Source organism: Nostoc linckia z4 (assembly GCF_002608075.1).
Taxonomy (GTDB): domain Bacteria; phylum Cyanobacteriota; class Cyanobacteriia; order Cyanobacteriales; family Nostocaceae; genus Nostoc; species Nostoc linckia.
Genome location: NZ_LAHA01000036.1, coordinates 1 through 17425 on the forward strand (window position 1 = coordinate 1; position 17425 = coordinate 17425).

At 40.8% G+C, this 17425-nt stretch carries 17 protein-coding genes; 9 read left to right on the forward strand and 8 right to left on the reverse strand.

Annotated features, from left to right (window positions below; genetic code table 11):
• Nucleotides 1–43 precede the first annotated feature (43 nt).
• Entirely contained in the window at nucleotides 44–718 is a 675-nt protein-coding gene (locus VF06_RS24260; protein WP_099073528.1) for a response regulator transcription factor, read from the reverse strand.
• A 98-nt stretch (nucleotides 719–816) separates the two neighbouring features.
• Here VF06_RS24260 and VF06_RS24265 point away from each other — a divergent pair, with 98 nt between their 5' ends.
• The 7 genes from VF06_RS24265 (at nucleotide 817) to VF06_RS24290 (ending at nucleotide 9141) form a co-directional block, all read left to right on the forward strand.
• Nucleotides 817–1215 (forward strand): hypothetical protein, encoded by a 399-nt coding sequence (locus VF06_RS24265; RefSeq protein ID WP_099073529.1) that lies wholly within the window; start codon nucleotides 817–819, stop codon nucleotides 1213–1215.
• A 5-nt stretch (nucleotides 1216–1220) separates the two neighbouring features.
• Nucleotides 1221–1505, forward strand: coding sequence for a hypothetical protein (locus tag VF06_RS39445; protein WP_143874526.1), 285 nt, complete (start codon nucleotides 1221–1223; stop codon nucleotides 1503–1505).
• Between the two features lie 803 nt (nucleotides 1506–2308).
• Complete coding sequence (locus VF06_RS24270; protein WP_099072594.1) at nucleotides 2309–2932, forward strand: DUF3859 domain-containing protein; 624 nt, start codon at nucleotides 2309–2311, stop codon at nucleotides 2930–2932.
• A gap of 7 nt (nucleotides 2933–2939) precedes the next feature.
• Entirely contained in the window at nucleotides 2940–4739 is a 1800-nt protein-coding gene (locus tag VF06_RS24275) for an asparagine synthetase B family protein (RefSeq protein WP_099072595.1), read from the forward strand.
• Entirely contained in the window at nucleotides 4727–6160 is a 1434-nt protein-coding gene (locus tag VF06_RS24280) for a diaminopimelate decarboxylase family protein (protein ID WP_099072596.1), read from the forward strand. The genes VF06_RS24275 and VF06_RS24280 overlap by 13 nt, the downstream gene beginning before the upstream one ends.
• Before the next feature lie 118 nt (nucleotides 6161–6278).
• A complete protein-coding gene (locus tag VF06_RS24285; protein WP_099072597.1) occupies nucleotides 6279–7580 on the forward strand; it encodes a toprim domain-containing protein in 1302 nt (433 codons plus the stop codon).
• 124 nt (nucleotides 7581–7704) lie between these two features.
• Nucleotides 7705–9141, forward strand: coding sequence for a toprim domain-containing protein (locus VF06_RS24290; RefSeq protein ID WP_099072598.1), 1437 nt, complete (start codon nucleotides 7705–7707; stop codon nucleotides 9139–9141).
• Nucleotides 9142–9164: 23 nt separating this feature from the next.
• On the opposite strand, the gene VF06_RS24295 is transcribed toward VF06_RS24290, so the two are convergent.
• From VF06_RS24295 to VF06_RS24310, 4 genes are all read right to left on the reverse strand, one after another.
• Nucleotides 9165–10892, reverse strand: a complete 1728-nt coding sequence (locus VF06_RS24295; protein WP_099072599.1) for an asparagine synthetase B family protein — start codon at nucleotides 10890–10892, stop codon at nucleotides 9165–9167.
• Between the two features lie 71 nt (nucleotides 10893–10963).
• Entirely contained in the window at nucleotides 10964–11389 is a 426-nt protein-coding gene (locus VF06_RS24300) for a type II toxin-antitoxin system VapC family toxin (RefSeq protein WP_099072600.1), read from the reverse strand.
• Nucleotides 11386–11763 carry a type II toxin-antitoxin system HicB family antitoxin gene (locus VF06_RS24305; protein ID WP_099072601.1) on the reverse strand — a complete coding sequence of 126 codons (378 nt, stop codon included), beginning with the start codon at nucleotides 11761–11763 and terminating at the stop codon, nucleotides 11386–11388. The genes VF06_RS24300 and VF06_RS24305 overlap by 4 nt, the downstream gene beginning before the upstream one ends.
• Nucleotides 11764–11874: 111 nt before the next feature.
• Nucleotides 11875–12441 (reverse strand): hypothetical protein, encoded by a 567-nt coding sequence (locus tag VF06_RS24310; RefSeq protein WP_257208138.1) that lies wholly within the window; start codon nucleotides 12439–12441, stop codon nucleotides 11875–11877.
• Nucleotides 12442–12819: 378 nt separating this feature from the next.
• Here VF06_RS24310 and VF06_RS39450 point away from each other — a divergent pair, with 378 nt between their 5' ends.
• On the forward strand, nucleotides 12820–12933 hold the full coding sequence (locus tag VF06_RS39450) for a histidine kinase (protein ID WP_143861743.1): 114 nt from the start codon (nucleotides 12820–12822) through the stop codon (nucleotides 12931–12933).
• Nucleotides 12934–12937: 4 nt separating this feature from the next.
• Nucleotides 12938–14926, forward strand: coding sequence for a S8 family serine peptidase (locus VF06_RS24315; RefSeq protein ID WP_099069878.1), 1989 nt, complete (start codon nucleotides 12938–12940; stop codon nucleotides 14924–14926).
• 13 nt (nucleotides 14927–14939) lie between these two features.
• Here VF06_RS24315 and VF06_RS24320 read toward each other — a convergent pair whose 3' ends face one another.
• The 3 genes from VF06_RS24320 to thiC all read right to left on the reverse strand — a co-directional run bounded on the left by VF06_RS24320 (nucleotide 14940) and on the right by thiC (nucleotide 17424).
• Entirely contained in the window at nucleotides 14940–15155 is a 216-nt protein-coding gene (locus tag VF06_RS24320; protein ID WP_099076773.1) for a hypothetical protein, read from the reverse strand.
• Between the two features lie 102 nt (nucleotides 15156–15257).
• On the reverse strand, nucleotides 15258–15890 hold the full coding sequence (locus VF06_RS24325) for a chloramphenicol phosphotransferase CPT family protein (RefSeq protein ID WP_099069881.1): 633 nt from the start codon (nucleotides 15888–15890) through the stop codon (nucleotides 15258–15260).
• A 160-nt stretch (nucleotides 15891–16050) separates the two neighbouring features.
• A complete protein-coding gene (thiC, locus tag VF06_RS24330; RefSeq protein WP_099069876.1) occupies nucleotides 16051–17424 on the reverse strand; it encodes a phosphomethylpyrimidine synthase in 1374 nt (457 codons plus the stop codon).
• Between the last annotated feature and the right edge of the window lies 1 nt (nucleotide 17425).

The window sequence follows — 17425 nt, forward strand, 5'->3', positions numbered from 1 at the left end:
GGTCTCCCCCATCTCCCCACCTCCCCCATCTCCCCACTCTCCACTAACTTGGCGGATTTAACCGATAGCCCATACGATGTACGGTTTCTATCCAATCTTTGATACCAATAGTTTGTAGCCGTTGGCGTAAACGGCGAACTAAGGTGGTAACTGCGTTACTTTCTGGTTCTTCTCCCCAATTCCACAGGGCTTGCTCAATTTGACCGTGAGATAAGACTTGGCGGGGATGACGCATCATATATTCCATGAGTTGAAACTCGCGGCTAGAAAGCTGAGTTGTTAGGGAACCGCGTTCAAGTATCAAGTTGGATAAATGAAGTTGCAAATCGCCCAAGGTGAGTATATCTCCTTGCCACATTGGCGATCGCCTTCCCAGTGCCCGCACCCGTGCCAATAATTCCAGCACATCCACGGGCTTGACTAAGTAATCGTCGGCTCCAGCATCTAAACCTTTGACTTTATCGGAAACAGTGTCTTTGGCTGTCAACATGAGTATGGGAGCTACTTTACCTGCGTGTCGGTAGGTTTGACACAATTCTACGCCACTGACTTTGGGCAACATCCAATCTAAAATTAGCAAATCATAATCTTTGCGTAGGGCAAACCACTGTCCTGTTTCGCCATCAGTCACTGCATCTACTATATGCCCCGCTTTTAACAATGCTGCTCTTAGTGGCTCTAACTGCGATGCGTCATCTTCTACTAGTAAGATCAACATTCCATTTGCTTAAGTTGCTGTCTTTGCTTACTTCCTAGTTTTAGGATTAAGGTGAAATAACACAGAAGTAACAGTAAGTATTCTATCTCATGCTTTCCATGCAGCAACTTCAACGTTTTCAAGTGTTGCGATCGCTGGGGTTTGTGTTTTGGTTGTCCTTACCCGTGATTGGACTAGTTTTTTGGCTGGGAAGCGGCTTTGTTGGAGATCGAATTTTGAGTCGCTATCATTTCACCAAAAAATACCTGCTAGCCGATACTCAATCATCACGGCAAATGACAAAAAGAGTAGCGGCCATAGAAGTGCAAATCCTCAGACAACAAGGAATTTCACGGGTGAACGTTAAAACCAGTAACTCAGTTCTCAAAAGCATAGTATTTGAATTTCCCATCACCGATATGAACCAACTTCAAGCCACTCTCAGTCAGGAGTTAGGCTTACCACAGGATCGAATCAAGGAACTGATTGTGGACGTGGGTGGGGGAGTGGGGGAGTAGGGGAGATGGGGAGATGGGGAGATGGGGAGATGGGGAGAGGGGGGAGACAAGGGAGACAAGGAGAGAAGTCTGAGCGGAGGTTTCCGACCATCAGGATGGGGAGAGGGGGGAGACAAGGGAGACAAGGAGAGAAGTCTGAGCGGAGGTTTCCGACCATCAGAACTTCGGAGAGAAAGATTGCTACCTTGTCTACCTTGTCTACCTTGTCCTCTTCCCATGCCCCATGCCCCATCCCCAATGCCCAATGCCCAATGCCCCATGCCCCATGCCCAATGCCCAATGCCCAATGAAATGTAGCAAAAAGTAACTAGCTATTGGTGTTCAGAAATAAATTTAAATTTTTAATAATTTATCTAATATTTTGGATACATTTTAAAAACAAAATTATCAAAAATTTTCAATTATGTTAAAAAATCAACAAATAATCAGGACATTAAGGGTTTTGAAAACGAGTGAATTAGTTTCTCCTAAGGTAAGTAAGTCGGCACAATAAAATCAAACTGTGTAAATAAAAGTAAACAAGGCTCAAATTCTTTCCCCTCGTACTTTTTGCTCACTGCTACCTGCCTATTCGTAACTACAATTATTTACGCCTACTGACTTAACTCAGCACTGGGTTTAATGATAACAGCTGCGTTGGATGTTGTTTTCGCTGTTAGTGACCATGGCACTTGAGCATCGAGTAAAACATTTAATTATAATCAGAACAGCGATCGCCATCACAAACTAGCTGGAATCGGCTAATCCTCAAACATCAAAAATCTAGTTACTGGTTTGCCAATTTGGCAATATTTTTCGGATTTTTTCCGAAAAGTAATTAGCCAAACTTGTAGTTTATGATGCGAACCATCGGAATGTATTTAGAGGCAAGTCTTAACAGGGAAACCCACGCGTCATAGTGTGGGGTTGTGACAAGGACACCGTTTAAAATCGTGCTTTGCGTCTCGTAAAAACATCTTTTTTAAACTGTACCTCAGACCCAAAACTCAAGTTTTTCATCGCTGTTCCCGGTTAAGACTTCCCTAATTCAGTAGGGCATTTTCTCCCAAACACTCTTCGTATTGCACAACTTTTTTTTAACAGGAGTTAAGCTATGACGCAGCGACTGACTCAAGAGGAATTAGCACAAATAGTCACTGAAGTTGAAAGTCTGCAAACGCGTCGAGAAGCAGAATTAGACCAGCAACAAGTTAAAGAAATTTTACAGGAGATGAACTTACCGCCTGAGTTACTAGATGAAGCTATAGTTCAGTTGCATCGTCGTCAAGCCCTTTCAGTGCAACAACGTCAAAATCGATGGATTACCTCTGGTGTGGTGGCATTATTAGCAGTGGTGAGTGCATCTACAATATTTGTCATCCAACAACAAAATTCTGCACTTGCTCGTGTTTCTGCTCAACAAGACCGCATCACTTCAGCACAAAATAATAGCAGTAATTTAAATACAATTTCTCGCCAAAATAATGCAGAAGTTTTTTATCGTGTCACCTTGAAGGATGCACCTTTGGGTAAAAAACTAACTCTTTCGTGTAATTGGTTAGATCCAAAAGGTAAAATTGTCAAGCAAAACAACTATCAAACCCGCGAAATTAATACCTCAGTTTGGAATACTCAATGTCGCCACACGATTAATTCAGCTGCAACTGTTGGCAAATGGCAGGTGCAAATGTTCTTGGAAGGGCGTCAAATTAGCAACGAAACTTTTCAAGTGAACTAGTCCAATTATGGACAACATCCCACATCATTTTCTTGGATATTGGGGTTACGGCGCTCAACATTGGTTGGAAGCGCTGTTAAGTGATGTTTTGCAAAACCTCTCCTCTAGGAGGGGAGAGACTTTTTTCCCTTCGCAAGCAGAGTTAGATGTGGTTTTTACAGATACACCAGAAAATCATCTGCTTCCTGTTTGCAATGTTATTTATATAGGACGGGATAAAAATTATTCACCGTTAAAAAATCAAATTGCTAGTGTTTCGGCCTCAGGAATATTCAGTGCGCCAGATGCTTGGGTAAGTCTAGAAAAAAGTAATTGCCTAATTTTGGGTAGAGAACCTTTCGGAAAAATGCCTTTGTATTGGACTGTCCAAAGACAAGTAATTTGGTTTGCAACTCAATTAAAACTTTTGTTACCAATTTTGCAAGAACCAGATGTGAGTATTCCTGGTTTATATGGTTATAGTTGTTTTTCCTATGTTCCCACACCTTTAACTCCTGTGACTGGAGTTTTTGCAGTTCCGGCGGGCACTGAATTGATTTGGCACGATGGCAATTTAAATAATCTGCAAACACCAAAATCTCGAAATATTAATTCTTGGCGACAAGCCCCAGAACAGTTAACAGATGAAACTACAGCAATTCGAGAATTACAAATCCTGCTGAAAAATTCCATTACAGAACAAATTGCCGATTTTAGCCATGAGCCTGTGGGGGTGTTTCTCTCTGGCGGACTTGATTCTTCTGTGGTGGCGGCGTTACTGGTGCAAGCAGGGGTAAAAGTTTGCGCTTACACTTTGGATTTTGGTAACGTAGGGATTCCAGAATATCCCTATGCCGAACAAGTCGCCCAATTTCTCAAAATTCCTTTAGTAAAAGTAGCAGCACAGCCAAATCATATTAAAAATGCTTTAATTCCTACGGTGAAAGCATTGGATTTGCCTTTTGGTGATGGCGTGTGTGTTCCGTTGTACCTGCTATTTCAAAGAGCGAGAGAAGAAACTCAGATAATTTTTAATGGGGAAGGTGGAGATCAATTATTTGCAGGTTGGACGAATAAACCTTTAATTGCCGCAGGAATTTATCAGTCAGCAAATCCCGCCGGCGAGGAAACTTTTATCCAGCAATATCTCCGGACTTTTCATCGTCTTTGGGGCTATGAATCTCAAGTTTATCAACCAGAAATATATGGCGAAATCGAGAATTTGCATCCTGAAGATTGGTTGTTAACGGCTCTCGATGCTACTGAATGTCCTGCTTTGCTGCATCGTCTCCGGCGTGCCAGTTTAATGCTCAAAGGAGCGCAGAATATCCATCCTCGTGCTAGTGCTTTGGGATTGGCTCATGGATTGTGGGTGCGATCGCCTTTTTGTAACCTAGATTTAGCACAGTGGACATTTCGTTTATCTGGAGAACTTTGCTTACAAGGAGCTTGTGAAAAATATATCCTCAAACGTGCTGTGGAAAATTGGCTACCCCCTGAAATTGTTTGGCGACAAAAACGTGGTATGGGAGTTCCCTTAACTTCTTGGTGTTTTAATGATTTGTGGCATCAAATTGGTGTGTGGCTTAATCCAGAAACACTCAATGCTAACAATCATTTTTATCCCCACATCGCCGCCCAAATAGTTGAAGGTAAATTGGGAGGTGCTATTCAAGGTAGGCGAATTGGTGAAATTCTCTGGTTATTAATTATGTGGCAACTTTGGCGATGGCAGTTCTTAAATGAAAACTTCAGCAAACAATCATGGAATCATCCATTTTGGTTACCCCCTTGGTTGTGGAGGAATTATAAGCGATGGCAAGCTTAGATAAAAGTCACGAGTTAGGAGTTAAGAGTCATTTTCCCCATGTCCCCATGTCCCCATCTCCCCCATTCACTCAAGAACTTGCTCAAGAGTTACTGAATCACTACGGTTCTCCGCTTTATGTTTATGATGGCGATCGCTTATGCCAAACTATTGAATATATTACTCAGGCAGTCAGCTATCCTCGTACACAATTTCGCTTTGCCAGCGTCACTAATGGTAACATTGCGCTGTTAAAAATTTTTCGCTCTGCTGGCTGGGGACTCCACGCCAATACACCAGGAGACATTTATCTAGGTTTGCAAGCAGGTTTCAATCCCAGTGAAATTGTTTACAGTGGTAGCAATCTAAACCACGCAGAGATGACACAAGTCCTGAATTGGGGAGTCACAACTCTCAATTTAGATAGTTTGGATCAATTACAGTTGTGTTGCCAAATCTTGACAAATAAAGTTAGCAAAAGCACACTAAACCAAAATAATCCCCCCATTTCCCCACCCCGCTTGGGTTTACGCGTTAATTTACCGGAAATTACCGGAGATAGCCGCATTGGCGTTTGTCCTGAAGAATTTGCTCAAGCCATTGCTTTAACTAATGAAGTTGGACTAAAGCTGAGTGGTTTACATTTCTATCGGGGGACGGGAACTAATGCCACAGCAGCTTTCACTGAGGTAATCGATAAATTAATAGCTACAGCACAACTATTACCAGATTGGGAATATTTGAATTTTGGTGGTGGCTTTGGCTATCCCTATCAGCACAACGCAGTGGGGTTTGATTGGGAAAAATTTGGTGCTGAGTTAAGCAAGAAACTTACCTGTTTACCAAAGAAAATTGATTTGGTAATTGAACCGGGACGAGCTGCGATCGCGGGATGTGCAACTTTGCTTGCTGAAGTTGTTTCTGTAAAATGGCAAAAAGACAAACAAATTCTCGGAGTTGACACCACCGTTGCTAATCTTTCAGTACCTCCAGTACACGGTGGACATCGAAAAATCATCACTTGGGAAAGAGGACAAGGAAAAACAAAATCCTTGGTTGATGAAGTCCCCATTCCCCACTCTCTATTCACAACTGATGTTTGCGGTAACACAACTTACTCAAGAGATTATCTCGGAAAAAATTGCCAACTCCCAGCATTAAAAATTGGTGATGCTATTGCCATTTTAGATGTGGGAGCCTATGGCTATGCTATGTCATCTCACTTTTTACACCGTCCTAAACCGGCGGAAGTTTTGTTAGAAAATGGCAGACATCGCCTAATTCGCCAACGGGAAGATTACAATGTTCTATTGGCAAATCAGGTGTTGGTTGAAGAAGAATACAGAATTCAGAAGTCAGAAGTCAGAATTCAGGATTCAGAATACAGAAGTCAGAAGTCAGAATTCAGGATTCAGAATTCAGAATACAGAATCAATGGGTAGGGGATTGAGACCCGCCACTGATTGTTTGCGTAGCGTCTCACCTTGGGAGAAGATTACCCAAATCTTAGATTTAACAGGACATGATATCAAGATTCACTACTAATATTCAATCAAAATTATGAAGTGTATTAAATGTGGAACTGATAATAAATTAAAAGACCGGACAGCTAATCAAGGTCGCTGTGTAAAATGCAATCATCCGTTTGCTTTTGAACCGATGAGTATGAATAAAGTCAAAATTACTGACCCGTTATTCGCCAAAATTTTATCTGATATTTCGGCTAATAACACTTTATTTTTTACACCTAAACAATTATTTTATTTGTTAAATATGCGGATTGTCAGTAAGTCATTTTCCTCTGTGTTCAGCTTATTGATAGGTTATTTAATATTCAGCATACTTATAATTTTTTGGTCGGCTCAGATAACTACTGGCAATCAAGATATTATCGCCTTGTTATTATTTATTTTTAACGCTATTTATATTTTGAATATTTTTCAAAATAGCGATTCTCATCAACTTAATGCCAAAAGTCGCAGAGCAAATGCTAGAGCATTACAAATTGTTGGAATCATCATTTTAGGGGGAGGAATTTCTGGGAGCATATTGATTATCAATTCCTTTTATGCCTTTACTTTGAGCGTCGTTTTGGGAATGGTATCGATATATTTGGGAACTCAACAGCTACAAAATTCTGGACTATCAACCCAGGAATTTTTATTTTCTCAAAACGAGTTTGAAAATTGGATCGAACGCTGGCGACAAATCAATGGTTTAATTGTTAAAATTCTTCCTTCACCACGAGAAGACAATACCCTGACTACATTTAATCCAGATGTTACTGCATACAGTTTTGATAGATTAATCGTTTGCGATCGCGCTACAATTGCTCAACTATTAATCGCTAATAATTTCCATTTTGAAAACAACTGTGCAATTCTGAGCATCACTGGTTATCCTCAAGGCATTTTTCAAACTATGATGCAAATGCTACGCCGAAATCCCGATTTGAAAGTTTATGCACTTCATGATTGCAGTCCCCAAGGAATCGGTTTAGTTCACCATTTACGCAGTAGTCCTAGATGGTTTCAAGATAGCGACATTATAATTATTGATATTGGACTGACACCACGTCAAATTATTGCTGCTAAACGTGGAATGTTTATTCAAACTTCTTCAGAATCAGCACAAGCCGCCAAAAAATTAACTACAGAAATCCGTCAAATTTTATCTGCTGAGGAAATAGAATTTTTAGAGTCAGGTAAATTTGTCGAATTAGAATCTTTTACTCCCCAAAGGCTAATTCAAATTTTGCAAAAACGTATTGCTGATAGCCAAAATATTGAAAGTTCTGACAGTGGTTTATTTTTAACTGGCGAGACAGGAAATGATATCTACGTCGTTCAAAGTTTTGGTTAATATCAAATTCAAATTTTATTCTTCTTCATCATCATAATTGTTTACAAATACCCAACTAATTATTCTGAAACAAACCTCTGCATACCTTTATCAAAACTTCCAACAATCTAGCTAAATAATTAACATGAAATGCATTAAATGTGGAATTGATAATAAACTTAGAGAGCGAAAATTAAATTCGGGTAAATGTAAAAATTGTAGTCATCGATTTGTATTTGAACCCACTAGTCACACTAGCCGTAAAAATTTAACAGATCAATTTTTTGCAAATGCGATCGCTCAAATTTCTGCTAACAATACTTTATACTTTACTGTCGGTCAATTCAAATATTTTATCGATAGAAAATTCACACCAAATACAAAACCAAGCATCATAGAGTCCAAACAAATCAACATTCATCGCATCAATTTTAATCTCTGCTTTGGTATCAGTGTATTAGTGTTTTTACTTTATACTGTTTTGAATATTTATGCTCATCTAACTTTAGTCAAACTAAATATTAAAATTACTCCCTTCAGTGTCAAATTTTTCTTATTTTTGCTTACTTCTTTTTTAGCTTGTTTCTTCAAAATTCAAGATGCTGCTAATTCATCATCCTCTGATGAAATGAGGTCTCAGCGCCTTCAACCAGATACAAATATCTTTAGCCAATTACTCAAAGATGTATTAATATTAATTATAGGCATCATCTTGAGCCAATTTTTTTATTTTTCTAATAATTGGTCTTATATTTTATTAGGAATAATCGCAATATATTTGGGAAGATATATATCAAATATTTCCATTTATTTAGGCGATTTAATAAAAGGAAATCGGGCTGTAATCAAAGTTACTCAGAAAATATATAATCCTGGATGGTTTAATAATCAATCAATTTATGAATTGATGAATCCCTGGCAAAAAACCAATGGTTCGATTAAAAAATTACTTTCTGATGTTTATAAAACAAATATAAAAAATGTCAATATAAATAATGATATTACTGCTTATAGTTTTGATAGATTGTTAGTGTGTGATAGTGATATTATTGCTCAATTTCTCATTGCTAATAATTTTCATTTTGAAACAAATTGTGCCATATTCAGTATCACCAAATATCCCGAAAGTATCTTTGAAATTACCATGCAAATGCTCCGCCGCAATCCTGATTTGAAAGTTTATGCATTACATAATTGTAGTCCTGGAGGAGTTAGCTTAGTGCATTATCTACGTTCTCATGATGAATGGTTTAAAAATAGTGATGTAAAAATTATTGACCTTGGGATATTGCCACGTCAAGTACTCAAAAGCCAGAAAATATGGATTAAAAGAACCGAAGAATCAGCATCACAAGCTCAACAATTATCTACACAAATTCAACAAAGTCTGAGGTATGAAGAACTCAAATGGTTAATGGATGGTAATTTTGTTGAATTAGAATCCTTGCAGCCACAAAAATTAATTCAAATCGTAAACCGTAGCATTGCTGCAAATCAAAATTTAGATATTAATGATGACAACTTGATTAGTATAAATGACGGAAGTAGTACATTCTATAACAGTATTGAAAGTTTTGGTTAGCGTTATCAGTATCAACTTTACTACTACTTTTTATTTACCTGTAACCAAATTTCTAAGCTGACCAATAACCACAGTTTAACGCCGTAGCGTCCCCAAATATCGCCTTTATAGTCTAGCCAATCTCGTATTAATGATTGATTAAAATAAGGTGCGATCGCACTTTTATTATCTAACAATAACTTTCTCGCTTCTCGTTGCCAATACTTGCGAAAACCCATCTGTACGGGTACCATCATGCCACTTTTGGGACGATGAATAATCGCCTCTGGTAAAATATCAGCAACCGCTTGTTTGAGTACTGCTTTTTCTTCTACCCCTGAAAGTTTATACTTTGGAGGAATCTGCATACTCAAGTCAACAACTCGCTGGTCAAAAAGTGGCGATCGCCCATGTAAATTTGCTGCTTGAGTTAAGTTATTCACCTTTGTTAAAATATGGTCGGCTCCCTTAAATTTGATATTTAAAGCCATTAACTTATTTAAGTAATTCACATCGGAATTTAAATCAGACGAAAATACATATGCTTCTGTTTTCACTGCTGTCCAAACATCTGATTTCAAAAGTTGTGGCAAGTCTAAGGCACACTTTTGAAACGCAATCAGATATGCTTGTAATGAATCTTGATTATTAATTGAACCATATAAACTATTCATCAACATCGGCTGATTTTTCGGGCCGCCAAAACAAGGATCGCCACCTTCACCATTGAGGATAACTTGCACATTTTCCCGTGCCATTTTTCCTAAAAGGAAATTTGGCACTGTCAGCGGATCGCCTATAGGATCGTCAAGATACGCCATTGTTTGGGGTAAGCATTCCCACATATCTTTAAAAGTAATTTCCAGAATGTGGTGTTGAGTTTGACAATGTTCGGCCACCAAACTAGAAAACTCTAATTCATTGGGACATTCAGTACCAAAATGAATCGAATAAGTATGTACTGGGTGATGATGAAACTTTGCTGCTAAAGCTGTGATACTGCTAGAGTCCAAACCACCAGAAAGGAAAACACCAACAGGTGCATTTTGCGGTAAATATTCTCCAACAACTTGATTTAAAAGAGAACGCAAGCGATGGCCATGCCATACTAAAGATTCATCCTCCCCTGTAATCTGCTGTTGCAATTCCCAGTAACTATAAACTTTGTTTGCAGACACTTCCATAACAGTTCCCGGACGCACTTCTCGCACCTGTTCCCAAAGTGTGCGTTCTCCCGGTACGAAGGCGCAACAGAGATAATCCCGCAACGCCACCAAATCCACATCCTTTGAATGATAAGATGCGATCGCTCGCATTTTTGGCGCAATGGCGCGAATTGTACCAGTAGTAGTGTAATACAGAGTCCGGCTACCAATGCGATCGCGTCCCAACCATAATACTTGCTGATGGCGATCCCAAATGACTAACCCAAACATCCCCTCCAACAATTTCAGACATTCACAACCAAACTTTTCCCAAAGTTCAGCAATCAATTGACAATTGTTTTCAGAAAAATTATTTGCATCAACTTTCAATTTTTGCAGCAACTCCAGCCGATTAGTTAACCATACATCACCGACTACTACAAATTGTTCTGTAGAACTGAGTGCAAATTGTTCACTAGTCAGCGCAGAAATCACAGCAAACTTGTCATCTCGCCAAACTACATCTGCTGTGAGACTATTTAATTTTCCCCAAACTACATACCAGCTAGAATAAACATCAATCGGTGAAATATTAGATTGAAAATTTTTGAAAATATTGAATAGCATATTAATAATTAACGTGCGATAACTACCGCATTAAATTAAGTATTTTATACAGCAGAATAATAGACAATGCCCTAATTTTCCAGCGTCCAATCTTCAAACTTTAACTCAAGTACGCGGCAAAAATCACGTTGATTCCGCGTTACCAAAATCCCGTTATTGGTAATTGCAATTGACGCTATTCGTAAATCTTGAGTTCCAATACGAATTTTTTGTCGCCGCAGTTCTGTATAGCAATTAGCAGCTTCTTGATTGTAATCAAGTACGTTAATAGTTTTAAAATCTTTCAAAGTTTCATTTAATTGTATGTACGCAAATACTAATGATTCTTGTGAATCGGCTCTTCTAATCCGATTCATCCTTCCATACATTTGTTCTTCAAAGGTAACAATTGTGGTAGCTAATTGTTCTGTAGGGATTGTATTTACACGTTGAACTACTAATAAATGCGCCCTTTGAAAAAGTGAAAAAGTATCTGTATCCAGTATCCAAAAATTCACTTAATTTCTTCCTCCAGATCTAATTGGCGATAATACTCTTCCATTTCTGCATCCAGTTCCTGCCGATATGCTTCAATATCCGCCAGCATATCATCGAATTGTGGGTCATCTTTATACTTACCAGCAAATTTCATCCAAGGATGTTCTGATTTTGCCGCTTCTATTTCTTGAGTTACTATTTCGACATTTTGAAAGCGAGAATTCACAAGTTCGTGTAAATTTTTTAGAGCTTCTTCCCGCGTTGCACTAAATACCTGACAATCTGGTAAACCCCAAACTGTTGCTTGATATCCGTTTTCTTTTGCTTCAACTAATACTGAATAGTTCAATTTTGATGATGAATCAACTGTATTTTTCAGCAAATTACTAGTCATAAAATACCTCTAGTCATTAGTTATTAGTCATTAGTCATTAGTCATTGGTTATGAATCAATACAGTTCAGATAACCAGTATGAACTTCCGTGGTCTGGGAAAAGGTTAAGGGCTAAGAGTTACAAGGATGTATTTGAAACCTTTCCCCTTTCCCCTTTCCCCTTTCCCCTTTCCCCTTTTGAAGTTCGACATTCTCAACATTTGGTATCGCTTGTAACTGAGAAATTCCAGCGATCGCATCGACAATATTACCTGAACGGGGACGCAACCAGGCCGCGTTTGGTGCATAGGCGAGACTTTGCTCTACCTCGTAACCTGCTCCATTGATGGCTTCGCGCTGAGATTCTACATTAATACCTCCAGCAAAACGAATGAACACTAGCCCAGTTGGTACAGCAAGGGAACCATTGGATTCTAGTGTATAAACTGGACTCAATGTATTTTTTTCAGATTGATTGGGTTCGCCAGAAAAAATTGCGCTTGCTCCTTCATTGAGTTGTAAAATCGCTCCTGGAGACACCGTACCAGGTTGATTGTAATGTATTGCATAGTACCCAGGTTGACGAGTGTAGGATACAGCAGAGCCATTGCTGTCAACGCGAATTTTTTGGGGATACTCAGAAAAGTAATCTTGTTGGAATCTCACTTCAGCGATCGGGGGTAGAGAATATATTGTCAAAAAATACTCAGCAGGAAAATAAATCATCTTTCTGAAGTTCTAATGATGTTATAGCGTTTTTTAGTGGCATGAAATACAAATCTTTATTACATAGCAATCCGATTTGATTTCTGAACTTACTCGTGAAGCTAGGGAATAGGGAACAGGAAACAGGTAAAAAGGAATAAAAATGTACTGAGTTTTTTTCACCAAATAAAATATGAGTCCTAATATATGCCCACTAATAGTGAAGATTCATAAATCAACCTGACTTTTAATCCCTCTTTTCTGGAAAGAAGAATTCAAGACTTGTATGAAGTTAGAGAGATTAAATTCTGCTTAAGCTATATCTTTTCTTTGCCCTAATTCAGATATAACACATGAAAATCGATAAGGGAGATGAAGGAGCAGGGAAGCAGGGGAGATGAGTTTTTCCCCTCTACCCCATGCCCAATGCCCAATGCCCAATGCCCCATGCCCCATGCCCAATGCCCAATAAATATTAGGAGATGAAATTATGGTTGAAGTTCGCTATGGCGGCCAAAATGGTCAACGTTATGAGCTTGCTATTAGTGATGAACACATTGTAGTTCGTACCGAGAACCGCAGTTCTTTGGTGGCTCAAAGGCCTTTTGAAGTTGTACCTGTATCTATTGCGGCTCGTAGTATTCTCAATCAATTTGAGTTAACAACGCGGTTTCGACAAGCTGGTGTAGAAGTTCTGCGTGCGAAAGTTCCACTTCAAGGAACTGCTTTGCGCGATCGCGCCAGGTCAATTCTCAATGATGAACCGAAGGTTGAATTTGCAGGACGGGTTCTCGTCGATCCTAGATCCCAAGAACCTGTAATTTATACGGAAAACCTCTTTGTTAAATTCGATAATCGCCAAGATTCAGGGGTATGTGAGGAAGTTTTAGGACGTTATAACTTAACAATTAAACGCAAACTTGGGTATGCCCGCAATGCTTATTTTGTCAGCGCACCTGTCAATACTGGTTTAGCCATCTTTGATATCAGCCAAACACTTCTCAATGAACCTCTAGTAGAGTTATGTCATCCGGAATTAGTGCGTGAATTACGCCCACGTCAAATTTTTCCCCAGCAGTGGCATCTCAAGCAAACAACAATTAATGGTAAAGTTATCAACGCCCATGCCAATGTTGAGGCGGCTTGGAAATTAAGCGATGGTACGGGAGCGACTATTGCAATTATCGACGATGGCGTGGATCTCGACCATGAAGAATTCCGTTCCTCTGGAAAAATTGTTGCTCCCCGTGATGTGACGCGTAAAACAAACGATCCCAGACCAGGAAATGAGGATCATCACGGCACAGCCTGTGCAGGAGTAGCCTGTGCAAACGGTAACTTTGGTGCATCTGGTGTTGCGCCTGGTGCAAAATTGATGCCAATTCGTTTAGCTTCGGCGCTGGGATCGCAAAACGAAGCTGATGCTTTTGTTTGGGCGGCTCAAAATGGTGCTGATGTGATTTCTTGTAGCTGGGGCCCCGCAGATGGTGTTTGGTTTGAAGCAAAAGATCCTTTACACAACCAAAAAGTGCCTCTACCTGACTCCACAAGACTAGCGATCGATTTTGCAATTAATAATGGACGTAACGGCAAAGGCTGTGTAGTTTTGTTCGCTGCTGGTAATGGTAACGAAAGCGTGGATAACGACGGTTACGCCAGCTACCAAAATGTCATTGCTGTGGCAGCTTGTAACGACTACGGCACAAGAAGCGCTTATAGCGACTTTGGTAAAGCAATCTGGTGCGCCTTTCCCAGTAATCATGGTGATACTTCTCAAACTCCTGGAATTTGGACGACCGATCGCTCTGGTAAAGTCGGCTATAACTCTGGTAAAGTCGGTTTGGGTGATAACGTAGGTAATTACACAAATGAATTCGGTGGAACCTCTAGCGCTTGTCCGGGTGCAGCTGGTGTAGCAGCCTTAATCATTGGCAGAAACCCAAATCTGCGTTGGGATGAAGTGCGAGATATCATTAAACGCTCCTGCGATCGCATCGACCAAGCCGGAGGTAAATATGATGCTAACGGCCGCAGTCCCTTCTACGGTTACGGTCGAATCAATGCTCTCAAAGCTGTAGAATTAGCCAAGCCAAATCAACCATCACCCATCGGCATATTCCAAGCAGTGCAAGATGTACCAATTAACGACTTGCAAACATCAAAATTACAATTAGCGATCGCCAATACCAACTTGGTAAAATCGATCAAAGTGAGCGTAGACATCGAGCATACTTACATTGCCGACCTTATAGTTACACTCAACCCCCCAGCCCAAACAGGCGTATCTCCCATAATTCTCCACGATCGCCTTGGCGGATCTTCAGATAACATCAAAACAACCTATGACGAAGTGAACACCCCCAAACTTGCTGCCTTTAAAGGTAAAAATCCCCAAGGAAATTGGACGCTGGAAGTACAAGATAAAGCTAATCTAGATACCGGAAAAATTCGCAGCTTCACCATCGAAATAGCGTTTTAAGCCAATTATACGGCTACGGTATACACACAAGTCTCTTGACCTGCACGTTTGTTGCATCGCCTTGCAATTTTGTTGCATCACCTTGCACGTTTGTTGCATCGCCTTGCACGTTTGTTGCACCGCCTTGCACGTTTGTTGCATCACCTTGCACTTTTGTTGCATCACCTTGCACGTTTGTTGCATCGCCTTGCACGTTTGTTGCATCGCCTTGCACTTTTGTTGCATCCAAGAGCAAAAATTAACCTTTTCTGCCTTACATAACAATTTTAAAAGACTTGTGTGTATGCGGTAGCGCGTTTTAGGAGAGGGAAGTTGAGAGGGTAAGGTTTGTCTAACTCACGTTGTTGGCAGACAGTGTAGCAAGTCGTTGAAATGCTGATGGTGTCGGACTATTAGCCAAGTGTTGGCGTATCACCTCAGCACACGCACCCGGACTTAACAACGAAGTATCGACTTCAAGGTCATAGATACCGGGGATATGGACTTCACGTTGCCATAACTCAACTGGATTTGGCACGGCTGTATTAACCGCCTTCCACCCCGTGTTTTGCCGTCTTTGGATAATAATCTCAATGGGGCAGCGAACGCCCACGAACAAGACAGGCAATCCGTTTAAACGTCGGGCACTATCGGCGAGAATGCCCCGGTGAATTGCGTATGCGTCATGATGTCCGACATCAACCACCACATTCAGTCCCAAGCGACTGTGGGCAGCAATGGATTCATACATAGCGCTGTATAAAATCGGAACCAGGGGTTCGACATCTGGGCGTTCTCCCCCTGGCCGCAAACCAATTCCAGGCAGGTAGCGTGCGGGAGTCATTTGCATAAATCTATCAACACCCAAGTTCATCCATACCCCATCAAACGTCTCTTGAATTACTGCAACAATGCTCGACTTTCCCGATCGCGGCGCACCATTCAAGATAATAATCCGTCCTAGCTCCTGTGTCTCTCCCACCATCACACTCCTCGCATTCTTTTCTAGTATGTTTACGGGGGAGTGGGGAGATGGCTTCGCCAAAGGGCAAAGGGCAAAGGGGAAAGATCCCTCATCACCCTTTACCCTTTTCCCTTTTCCCTTTACCCTACCCAAAGGGTTTTACCCCATACCCAAATACGAATTAACTTTGGCTCACAGTTTCTTTTGCTAAAAACTTCTCTAATTCTGTCAGCGCATCGGCATCAACTTTGGTTTGCATTGGGCAGAATTTCGGGCCGCACATGGAACAAAATTCAGCAGTTTTATAAATGTCTGCTGGCAGAGTTTCATCATGATATTCCTTAGCTCTTTCGGGGTCTAGTGCTAATTCAAACTGACGGTTCCAATCGAAGTTGTAACGGGCTTTGGAAAGTTCATCGTCTCTGTCCCTTGCACCAGGGCGATGTCTAGCAATATCAGCTGCGTGAGCTGCTATTTTGTAAGCAATCAACCCATTCCGCACATCTTCGGCATTTGGTAATCCTAAATGTTCTTTTGGTGTCACATAGCACAACATTGCTGTACCGTACCATCCTGCCATCGCCGCACCGATCGCTGAGGTAATATGGTCATAACCGGGAGCAATGTCTGTTACCAATGGCCCCAAAACATAGAAAGGTGCTTCAGAACACTCTTCCATTTGTTTGCGGACGTTGAACTCAATTTGATCCATTGGTACGTGTCCTGGGCCTTCCACCATCACCTGTACATTATGTTCCCAGGCTTTGCGGGTTAGCTGTCCCAAGGTTTTCAATTCAGCCAATTGTGCTGCATCCGAGGCATCATGAGTACAGCCAGGACGCAGGGAATCTCCTAAACTGAAAGAGACATCGTATCTTTTGAAAATTTCAATGATGTCCCGGAAGTGGGTGTAAAGCGGGTTTTGTTTGTGGTGATGCAGCATCCACCGTGCTAAGATTCCGCCTCCGCGAGAAACAATACCAGTGATGCGGCTTCTCACCAAGGGCAAATGCTCAATCAAAATCCCGGCGTGGATGGTTTGGTAGTCCACCCCTTGCTGGGCGTGTTTTTCGATGACGTGGAGAAAGTCATCGGCGGTTAGCTTTTCAATTGTGCCGTGGACGCTTTCTAAAGCTTGGTAAACTGGCACTGTACCAATGGGAACTGGGGAAGCCTGGATAATGGCGGTGCGAATTTCATCCAAATTGCCGCCACCTGTAGACAAATCCATAACAGTATCAGCACCGTACTTCACTGCCAGATTTAGCTTATCCACTTCTTCTTGAAGATTGGAAGAATTAGGTGAAGCGCCGATATTAGCATTTACCTTACATTTAGAAGCGATGCCGATGCACATCGGCTCTAGGTTAGTGTGATTAATGTTAGCTGGGATAATCATTCTTCCCCGCGCTACTTCCTCACGAATGAGGTCAGCAGGCAAATTTTCCCGTTGGGCGACGTAGTGCATTTCTTCGGTGATAACACCTTGGCGTGCATAATGCATTTGAGATACATTACTCTGCCCACGCCGCTTAGCAACCCATTCTGTTCTCATA